At 34.4% G+C, this 9050-nt stretch carries 4 protein-coding genes; 1 reads left to right on the top strand and 3 read right to left on the bottom strand.

The window, feature by feature from the left end:
• Positions 1-189: 189 nt before the first annotated feature.
• From MM239_RS20060 to MM239_RS20070, 3 genes are all read right to left on the bottom strand, one after another.
• A complete protein-coding gene (locus MM239_RS20060; protein ID WP_241350114.1) occupies positions 190-2184 on the bottom strand; it encodes a T9SS type B sorting domain-containing protein in 1995 nt (664 codons plus the stop codon).
• Between the two features lie 203 nt (positions 2185-2387).
• Entirely contained in the window at positions 2388-3473 is a 1086-nt protein-coding gene (locus MM239_RS20065; protein WP_241350115.1) for a glycosyltransferase family 4 protein, read from the bottom strand.
• Positions 3474-3876: 403 nt separating this feature from the next.
• Complete coding sequence (locus MM239_RS20070) at positions 3877-4674, bottom strand: WecB/TagA/CpsF family glycosyltransferase (protein WP_241350116.1); 798 nt, start codon at positions 4672-4674, stop codon at positions 3877-3879.
• Positions 4675-5381: 707 nt separating this feature from the next.
• On the opposite strand from MM239_RS20070, the gene MM239_RS20075 reads away from it, so the two are divergent.
• Positions 5382-9050: Ig-like domain-containing protein (locus MM239_RS20075; RefSeq protein ID WP_241350117.1), on the top strand; the 3669-nt coding region annotated here is incomplete at its 3' end.

A 9050-nucleotide genomic window follows, 5' to 3' on the forward strand; every position in this document is an offset into this window, starting at 1 on the left:
CTATCTCTAGCAGGTGGGAAAACCTTGAGAGTACCATGGATTATTGTCTCAAACACCTTTATGCTTATCGACGCCAGATTCAAAGAAATTTAAACAGATCCCCAGAAACATGACAAAGTAGGGTTAATATCGAAATGAATCAAAAAGTACCAATTAATTATTCGACTGGCAGCATTCAGTATAAAAATATTACTTTATTACTTGAATCCATCCTTTGAACTCGTGAAGTCTTCCCGCATTGTCTGTACCTCTGAGTACATAGAAGTATGTACCCGCTGGTAATCCATCTGCGCGCCAGTCATTCTGGTAGTCGCTTCGCTCAAAGACATGGTCTCCGTACCTGTTGAAGATCACGATCTCGTTTGTCGCAAACTTGCCAAGACCTTTGATCTCGAAACTATCGTTTCTATTGTCTCCATCTGGAGTAATCACGTTCGGGATAAAGAACGGATTCACCGTATTCACATCTGTATCAGTATTATTCTCTGGACTAACCTCTTCACCATCTGACACCACCGTCACCACATTGGTAATGGTAATTGGATTCGAACTTGGTAGTTCATTCGCTCTTACTTGTACTCGAATCGTCAAGCTTGCCCCTGCAGGGAAGTTTGGAACTGTCCAGGTTACTCGCTGACCATTTGTTGTCGTCGAAGGTTGGATACTAACATCACTCGCTTGGAAACTAGAACTCAAATAGCTAACTCCATTTGGTAAATCATCCGTGATCACTACATTCTCTGCATCTGTCACTCCTTGATTCAACACTTGAATCTCATATTCAAATTCGTCCCCTTCGTAGATTGTCACTCCAAAAGAAGTCTTGCTTACTGACATGTCAACCTCATCATTCAAGATTCGGAAAGTCACAAATGCTTCATCCATGTTACTTGGATTCATCACCTCTGACAACTCATACCTTAATCTATAATCCCTAGCTTCATTTACACCCGGTATCAAGCTCAACTCACCATTTGGATTAATTAAAAGACCTACGATACCATCCAAATCTGTGAAAACAAAGTCCACATTGTCCATAGTGACTGACTGACCGTCTAGCAAATCATTGTCTAATATATTCCCAATCATGCCCCCAAAGCTTACTACAAACTCTCCAAGCTCATCATCAATAGCTAACAGCTCAAGGGGGGCTTGCATCTCAAAACACCTTAATCCAAAATCAGCTCTCAACATCTGCAACTTCTCTGGTGAAATATTGAAATCGTATTGATCTGTAGTTGTCAAACCACAGGCGATAGTGGGATCGCTAATCATTCTTTCTAAAACAAAGTCATTTAATACAGCGACTTTACCTGAATTACCAATGTGCTCTGCTTCCAATTCCATATAGTCATCTATATCAATCGAAACTTGGTAACTCCCTTCTTCCTCTACCATCATAGCGTAATACCCCAACATGTCTGTAGAAATCAAATGCTCAACCCCACTGGGACTTTGAATACGGATGTTGCTTTGGTTTTCTGCATTAGCTATCCCAGCCATTCTAAGCTCCCCTATGTTCTCAGCTCCTTCATAACTACCGTCACCATTAAAGTCTATCCATTCCCATTCCTTCAAAGAGATTGGCTGACCATCTAGCACATTTTTAGTCACCACCCCATCACCATTAGCATCGTACCACTCATTAGGACGACCATCTCCATTCAAGTCATACCACAACAAGCCTCCGATCATCTTCTGCTCGTTCTTTGTATAATGAAACTCATGGCAAGCTTTGGAGGCTGCAGGTAGAATGAATATTTCTTGTGAATTTTGAAGAGGATAAAGCTTCGTATTTGCCATCAAACCGACATCATGTACTTTTATCACATATTCTCCAACTTTTAAATCATCAAAAAAGTAGTCTCCATTATCATCGGTCATTGTAATTAGTCCACTTTCAAGACTGCCACCTTTAGGAACAAGGATAATAGGTACATTTGGTATCCCCTTCTTTTCATTTGACTCAGCACATACTTCAATTACACTTCCCTCCAAAAATAAAGGGGAGAAAACAGCTTCGACAGCTGACTGATTGATTGATTGATTTTTCGAATCGTCACCCTTAGCACTCAAAAATTGGCATGGAAATATCAAACCTGACATGATATGTGTCATAAAAAACAAAAGAAATATGAGGAGTCTAAACCCCATACAAGAAGTCATAAACTTCATTTTGATCATGCCTGAATTTATTTACCCTAACTTTACAAAAAATAATTTTTGTATATCAATTAATGAATCAAATATACAAATTAAAGCACTTAAACATTTTATTGATTCCCAAAAAAACCTACAATATATTTCGGGAATGTTTTGTAGATCTTTTTGAAATGAAAGGTGATATCATTGAAAATTTAAATGAGAAGAATATCACAAAGCAAGACTTAGTGAATTTCCAACTCCCTATCAGTAACAGTTCTCCTTTTTGCAATTGTAACTCGATGAGTTCTGAAGATATAAATTGTAAAGCTACACAGAAATAGAATTCCCGTAACAACAAGGATCAGCATAGAATCACTCAACTGATCAATAGCAGAAACTCCAATGAACAACATCACATTGAACACTAATGCTGTCAAAGCTATCATGCGATGATTGAATCCAAAATAAGACAAGCAATGATGAATATGTCTTTTATCAGCTTTGAAAGGGGATGTTTTATTCCAAATTCTCAACAGGAAAACGCGGAAAGTGTCAAAAATAGGAAAGATCAACAAGGTGATAATGAAAGATACTGGAGTATCAATGTGGAATTCAAACGCAACAGGCAACCCATCATTCACTTTCAGAAATGTGATCCCAAATACAGCCATTACAAAACCTATACTCAAAGAGCCAGTATCCCCCATAAATATCTTGGCAGGACTCCAGTTGTAAATCAAGAACCCTAAAGATCCTCCTAGGAATGAGAAAGCCAAAAAGGAATAGGCATACTCACCTACTAGAAAAAACCAACTACCTAAAACAATGAACATAAATGAAGCAACTACATTAAGCAAACCATCTACTCCATCTATCAAATTAAAGGCATTGGTTAAGAACACGTAAATTAAAATTGTCAAAGGATAAGAAAGGTAGCCTGGTATTTCATAAATCCCTGCCAAACCATAAAGAGAATCTACTCTAAAGCCCAAGACTGTCAAGACAACAGCCGGAAGAATCATCATTGCTAGCTTCCTACTTGCTTTTAAATCATATATATCATCAATAGCCCCAGTGATAGTTATAAAAAAAACGGCTAGCACAGGAAGGAGAAGTTGATCAAATTGAAAAAACATCAAACCAATAAAGGCACTAACAAAAATTGGCACCATAACTCCAATACCTCCAGCAGTTGGGGTAAAAGAGATGTGCATTCTTCGATCATCAATAATGTCGCCAATACCCCTTTCAAGCAAAAATCGAATGAGATAAGGCATTAAGAACCAAGTAAGAATTACTGTTACTGCAAACCCAATAGCTAGTGTCATAACGTTGAATAGTTGGAACACATAAAAGTAAATAGAAAAAACATTAATTACAATTTTTATATTTTAAAATTCATTTAAATGTATTTGAAGTAATTAAATGGGATTTTATTACAACTATATAAAACATATTTAAAGCGCTACATCTGAAATTCCAAAGACAAAAAAGAGAAGCTATTTCTTGATGGGTTCAAACAAATCAATATTCATCATTGAAAGCCAAAATAATTGTTTCTTTTATTGAACATGGTTTTGTAAAGCGCAAATCAATACAGAAAATCCGATCACTATTTGTTAAACAAAATTTGCACTTCCATTTCTCTAGTATTCATTTACCCACTCAAATTCATATAGTCCAAGTTAAAGCTCTCTTTTATCTTCTGAATAAAAGCATGGAAGACTAATTCTAATATTGATAACTTTTTGAACTTGTTTGATGACTTTCTTTTTCTTCAGGCCTTAAAAGATTTCTAACAAATTCAACTAGTGTATAGTGAACAAATAGAGGGCTTGTAGTAAGTGTTCTTTTCAACAATCTCGTACTTTTTAAAGACCTATGAAGCCATTCAAAACCACTTTTTACCATAAAATCAGGAGCACGCTTTGTTGTACCAGCATAAAAATCAAAAACAGCCCCAATGTTACAAATTACATTTACATCTAAAAATTCACGATTTGTCTTTGTCCATTTTTCTTGCTTTGGAGCAGTCATTCCTACGAATAAAAAATCTGGGGTAAAATCATTAATTCTGCCTATCATTTCAGCATTATCAAAAGAAGAAAATTCACTTTTGAATGGAGGTGAATAGCACCCAAATTCTATATTAGGATATTCTTTACGCAACCTATCTTCTATGAGCTTTAAGGTTGAATCTTTTGATCCTAGAAAAAAGCATTTTATTGGTTTGTTTTTGTTACTCTCTAGGATATGAAGAAATACATCATACCCTGCAATTTTTTGAATCTTCGACCTATTGATCAACTTATTAGCAAGCACAATCCCAACTCCATCAGGTAATAAGATTTCAGCTTGCATTAAAGAATCATGAAAAAAATCGTCTTTTAAAGCAACATGATAAGAATGTGGATTGATCGTATTAATTACAAGCCTATTATTAAAATCGATATTCTCTAACTTATCACTAAACACAGAATACCCAAAGAGGTTTACCGTTTTATATTGTTTTAATAGTGTAGGATTCATGACCAATTTAATTGAAATTACAACTCTTGATGTTATTTATCATAAATGTAAATCAAATATTTGAAAAACAAAATACTTAATACAAAAAACATTTTTATGCATTATTGGGTGATTTTAATAAAGTATATATTTGAATTTTAATCCCTAAAAAATAAAACAGATTTTTATACTATCACGCAACCCTAAGAAGACTACACATATAACTGATTAAAAGACACTTGAAAGAAATAAGGAGACAAAAAACTAAAACAGTGACTGATCGAAAAAACACAAAATCATCTGTTTTGTCTTAATAATTTTAATTTTTTTAAAAAAATTAAATAAAAAAAGAAATTAACTTTTTAGAAACATGTCATTAATCACTCAAATAGGTGTATCTATCGAGAATAGATTTAATATTGTAAAAAATTAATCTGTACTTAATGTAACTCGAAAACAAGATTATTCAAAAAAATGCGTTTCAAAAAAAGTTGAAAATTATTTTGAAAATGAATTTTATTTCCATTTAATTATCAGAAATGTTGATCGAAAATAAATCAACCAAAATTATATTCTAAATACATTAACATAAGCTTGAAAACCCAAAAGACAAAATCCCATTGTCAAAAAACAAATTAAAGTTGCGGAAAATATAAATAGGTTATACAGCCTATCTAGAAACAAGTATTTAAGATTAAGTTAAAGTATTTATTGAAAATTGTATCCACATGCAAAGAGTAAAAGTTTTATTGTTTCTATTTATTTTTTTAAATGGGAATACCCCCATAAAAGCAGCCACATTTTATATTTCTTCAAGTTCAGGAAATGATAATGAAACAGCTGCACGTGCACAAAACGAAAATAGCCCATGGAAAAGTATTGATAAGCTAAACAGTATCATGAACAGTCTTTCTCCTGGTGATAAGGTTCTTTTCAAAAGAGGGGATGTATTCTATGGAACAATAAAAATCAATAGACATAATAATTCTAACAACGCAATAGAGTTCGGGGCATACGGAACGGGAGACAAACCTATTATCACTTCTTTTGTTGAAGTAAATGGATGGTCATCCGTTGGCAATGGGGTTTATGAAGCTGAGTTAAGGATTACAGAAATTGAAAAAATAAACGTATTTACGATAGACGAAACTCCTTATGAATTGGGGAGATTTCCAAATTTTGATGGTCCAAACAAAGGTTATCTAAATATAGAATCAACACCAAATAACAATTCAATCATCTCATCAAACTTAAGCGGTAGTTCAAATTGGTCTGGGGGAGAGATAGTAATTAGAAAAAATCCTTGGATCATAGATAGACATAACATAAGTAGTCACTCAAGCACACGAATAAATTATTCAACTAATTCTTCACACTATAATGCGAATAAAGGTTATGGCTTTTTTATTCAAAATCATCTGAACACCTTAGATCAATTTGGTGAGTGGTACTATGATAAAAACAACCAAAAACTGTATGTCTATTTTGGAGATCGGTCTCCGGCAAACCATACAGTGAAAATCAGTAATCTACCTTATTTAATTTCATTTGGTTGGGATATAGGAAACATTACCATAAATGATTTAGACCTCAGAGGAGCAAACACAACAGGAATCAGGATTCAACAAGGAACCAATGTGAAAATTTTAAATACAAACATTTCACTAACAGGCGAAAATGCCATCCTCGGAATTTTATCTCACGATTTAGAAATATCAAACTGTTCTATAAATCATTCACTTAACAATGGAATTCAAATACAAAACTCAACTAGAAATGTAAAAATCCTAAACAATGAAATTAAAAACACTCATGTTTTTAATGGAATGGGCATGAGCGCTGATCTAAATGGACAGGCAATCTATACAACTAATGATTCTCATAATGGCTTAATTGAAAACAATAGAATCTATAACACAGGTTATATCGCTATAAATTTTGGAGGGAATAATACAGTAGTAAAAAACAATTTCATTGATAACTTTTGTATGCATAAATCTGATGGAGGAGGAATATATACCTGGGAAGGGCCTGACAATAAGAATATGAGTGGAAGGGTTGTTGAAGGCAATATCATCGTCAATGGTGTTGGCTATAAGGAAGGAACGCTATATAATGGCACTATTTCACCTACTCCAATCGAAGGAATATACTTGGATGACAACTCTTCGGGAATTGAAATAAAAAACAACACAGTTTCAAACGTCTCAAATAATGGAGTATATTTTCATAATGCTAGAAACATATTGTACGAAAACAATTTAAGTTATAGTTGTCAACAACATGTGCTTTTAAGTCATGACGAGTATGGTGACCCTATCAGAAACATAAAAATTGAGAACAACATTTTTTTCACACCAAATCCAAATGAAAAATTTCTCAAAGTTTTTTCTATTAAAGATGACTTTGAGTATATGGGGAATTTTCATAACAACTATTACATAAATCCATTTGGGAATGATTTCGGTTTCATAAATGAATTTCTTCACCCAAACCTAAATATCGACAGCAAGCTTATGAATTTGTCTTGGTGGGGTAGAGACAGCTCTGGCCATCTTACTCCAAAAGAACATCCCTACCTTGAGGTGCTTGAAAGATCTGAAAACAATCTTTTTAGAAATAAGGATTTTACTGAAAATGTGCAACATACATTTTGTAACGGCAATTGCGATAGGACTTGGAGCAATAACGAATTCTTTCAAGGTGGGCATGTAGTAGTCAACACTAAGGTAAAATCTAAATTCACTTTAGAGACTGGAAGCCTCAAAGAAAATAAATACTATTTGCTGAAATTTACAGCAAAGTCTAATAAAGAAGGTTACATTTCACTCGAGTTCAATGAGAATGTTGATCCTTGGAGATTCTTAACTGAAACAAGGGGTTTTAATATCAGCAAAGATATTCAAGAGTATGAATTCATATTCTACAATAATATAGAAACTAGATCCTCATTTATTACTTTGAAGTCCGAACTGAATGATTTTTCATATGGACTTGATGAAGTTGAACTTTTGGAAATAGAAGTAGATCAGTTTAACGCCGAGGACTTTTTGTTTTTTGAGTATAATAATACCCCAAGTCCCCAAAGATTTCCACTTAGTGGAAGTTATTTGGATGCAAAAAACAACTCCTTTACTTCGGCAATAGAAATTCCACCTTTCTCATCTGCGGCTTTGATTCGATTAAGTACTGAAAAAACTCAAGAACATGAGCCACCTATAATCCAATTCATTTCACCATCAACCGATAGACAATTGTTTGTTGGTGAAAAATTGAAAATTGAAATTGAAGCAGAAAGCAAGTACTCAGAAATTAATATAATAGAAGTTTACGTTGACGAAATTTTAATCAAATCCTTCAAAAATACACCTGAGATTTTTGAACAAGTTTTTGAAGAGGAAGGCGATTTTATTCTCAAGGCCAAAGCAATTGATATCAATGGAATGGAAGCTTTTTCTGAATCATTGAACATATCAGTTTCTCACTCAGAAATTGCACCAACTATCAGCTGGTTATCACCCTCAGATAATGACTTTTTTTTTGAATCAGACCCAATCAAACTAGAAGTCTCAGTAGATTCTGACGAACAAAATATTGAAAACGTTGAATTCTCAATAAATAATAACGTAGTTGGTTTCTCAAACACTTTACCTTATCAAATTTCGTTACCAAATCTACCCTTAGGAAGCCATAACTTGAAAGCAATCGCAAAAAGTTCAAACGGGTTATTTGGAGAAACTGAAATCATTACCATAAATGTCGTAGCAGCTGCAAACATCCCTCCATCAATTATAATATCTTCACCTTCCAATAACTCAACTTTTACTTTTGGAGACGTCATCAGCATCAATACTGAGGCGCAAGATACTGATGGAACTATCACCCAGGTTGAGTTTTTCAACGGAACCTCACACATCGGTATCCTAAGCAGTGAGCCCTTTACCTTTGTATGGGACAATGCACCACTTGGAAATCATTCCATCACAGCCAGAGCTACAGACGACAAAGGTGCTGTCGCAATCTCGTCTCCAATCAATATTCAGGTCAACGAAAAAACTAATATTGCTCCAACTATTAACATTACTTCACCTTCCAACAACTCAACCTTCACTTTTGGAGACGTCATCAGCATCAATGCTGAGGCGCTAGATGCTGATAGAACTATCACACAGGTTGAGTTTTTCAACGGAACCTCACACATCGGTACCCTAAGCAGTGAGCCGTTTACCTTTGTATGGGGCAATGCACCACTTGGAAACCATTCCATCACAGCCAGAGCTACAGACGACAAAGGTGCTGTCGCAATCTCATCACCAATCAATATTCAGGTCAACGAAAAAACTAACATTGCTCCAACTATTAACATTACTTCACCTTCCAACAACTCAACCTTCACT

This window comes from Belliella filtrata (assembly GCF_022549775.1).
Classification (GTDB): domain Bacteria; phylum Bacteroidota; class Bacteroidia; order Cytophagales; family Cyclobacteriaceae; genus Belliella; species Belliella filtrata.

Bases quoted from the DNA above. Each gene is read 5' to 3' on its own strand.
- MM239_RS20060 (WP_241350114.1), bottom strand. From the start codon at position 2,184: ATGATCAAAATGAAGTTTATGACTTCTTGTATGGGGTTTAGACTCCTC.
- MM239_RS20065 (WP_241350115.1), bottom strand. From the start codon at position 3,473: ATGACACTAGCTATTGGGTTTGCAGTAACAGTAATTCTTACTTGGTTC.
- MM239_RS20070 (WP_241350116.1), bottom strand. From the start codon at position 4,674: ATGAATCCTACACTATTAAAACAATATAAAACGGTAAACCTCTTTGGG.